The organism is Bacillus sp. 05T22, assembly GCF_056396765.1.
In genome coordinates this window covers 1-1,553 of record NZ_JBFTMC010000238.1, presented here as the reverse complement: position 1 = coordinate 1,553, position 1,553 = coordinate 1, and the positions used below count along the sequence as shown (strand labels likewise).

Annotated in this window: 2 protein-coding genes; both read right to left on the bottom strand. The window is 30.1% G+C overall.

Annotated features, from left to right (window positions below):
- Positions 1-562: 562 nt before the first annotated feature.
- Positions 563-1,018 carry a hypothetical protein gene (locus tag AC1DIT_RS28090; RefSeq protein WP_016132772.1) on the bottom strand — a complete coding sequence of 152 codons (456 nt, stop codon included), beginning with the start codon at positions 1,016-1,018 and terminating at the stop codon, positions 563-565.
- Positions 1,018-1,212, bottom strand: a complete 195-nt coding sequence (locus AC1DIT_RS28085; RefSeq protein ID WP_016132773.1) for a helix-turn-helix transcriptional regulator — start codon at positions 1,210-1,212, stop codon at positions 1,018-1,020. Before AC1DIT_RS28085 ends, AC1DIT_RS28090 begins: the two co-directional genes overlap by 1 nt.
- Positions 1,213-1,553: the final 341 nt, after the last annotated feature.

Sequence of the window (1,553 nt, the reverse complement as noted above, 5' to 3'; positions counted from 1 at the left end):
GTGAAGAAGGTCTGTTTTGGGTACGGATTCGAGATCCCAATATCAAATCGACCTACTCTTCACTTCTACTATAAAAAAATAGTAGTGCAAACCAATGCCTTGGTCTACACTACTAATCTTAGTATGTTTTRGGTGTTGTSTATGAGTATAATGGATTGAGTAAACAAAAGAAAGCTGCATAACTTTGAAAACGATACCTATCTAGGTTTATTTRGTATGCTCATTTTTAAGGAYACAAARTATTTTAAGAGTTTTTWYGTTYATAWGAACGAAAGTTCAYTYTGMTTCCRYTCTTAAGTTGATGGGCATGTATGGTGACCCCATGCCCATCAACTTAACAGAACGGGTTGCCCCCAAAACGATAAAAAAGAACTTCGTTGCTAAAAAAGACAAAAGATTTTCGTTTTGAGGGCATTATAAAAGTTTAACCTAATGATTATGTAGCAGGTACCAATTATTAAAGAAAAAATACAATAGGATTAATCGCTGCATCAATAAAGATAATTTAAATTAAAAAAGCACCTTTCATTAATGGTTAGTGAAAGGTGTTTCGAATTTTTTATTATAATTCATCTTCTTCAGCTTTTTTATTATTATATTTACCAAATCCATACATACATAAACCGAAAAATACTCCGCCTATAATGTTTCCAGTAAGATCCCTCATAGTAATTGTTTCTCCAGATAACAGTGGTAGAAAAGTATACAAAACATAGAAAATAAAGCCTGAAATTATCGAATTTCGTATTAATGTTTTATTATTTGCATAACGTAAGTATACTTTTTTTATACGCATCATTATAAATATATAAGATGATGTTATTAAAAGAATAATTAAGGATAGCGTACCAAGTGATGTCACTTCTTTATTTAAAATCAAATCATATATGAGAGCTCCAAAACAGATAATAACGGCTAACATCCCAGCGTTTGCCATTATTTCAAAGGCTGTATTTTGTTCTCGTTCATCAGTAGAAGTACCACTACCAAAAAGATATAATTTTAATAACCTAGACATTAATCTTCCTCCCAAAATAAATCATTTAATGTAACACCTAGACTTTTGCAAATCTCAATACACAATTTCAAAGATGGATTGTATTCGCCTTTTTCTATTAAACCGATTGTTTGTCTACTTACATTTGTTAATTTTGCTAATTCCCCCTGTATCATACCCTTTTCAAGTCGAATTCGCTTTACTTTGGTAAGCATATTAGAAGCCTCCAATACATTTATTTCCTTTGTTATATATATATTACATTAGTAATGTATATACGTCAATGATTAGAAGTTTTAAGCCCTATATTCCCAGAAATATCCCTATACAAATCAACTTTATAAATTTGTATCTATAAAATTAAAAAAACCGTATTCTTTTTGTAGAAATATACAGAAAGGATGGTTCTGGTGCGAAAACTTCAAGATAATTGCAAGTAATCTCTAAATCTTGGACATACTGATACTATTACTCTAAAAAGGTGCGTGATCAGTATGGAAAAGCGAAATTTATTCAAGTGGAAGCATTATCATCATGATATTATTTTGCAAACAAA

What these genes read in the sequence shown, in the direction of transcription:
- AC1DIT_RS28090 (WP_016132772.1), bottom strand. Translation starts at nt 1,018, where the DNA reads ATGTCTAGGTTATTAAAATTATATCTTTTTGGTAGTGGTACTTCTACT.
- AC1DIT_RS28085 (WP_016132773.1), bottom strand. Translation starts at nt 1,212, where the DNA reads ATGCTTACCAAAGTAAAGCGAATTCGACTTGAAAAGGGTATGATACAG.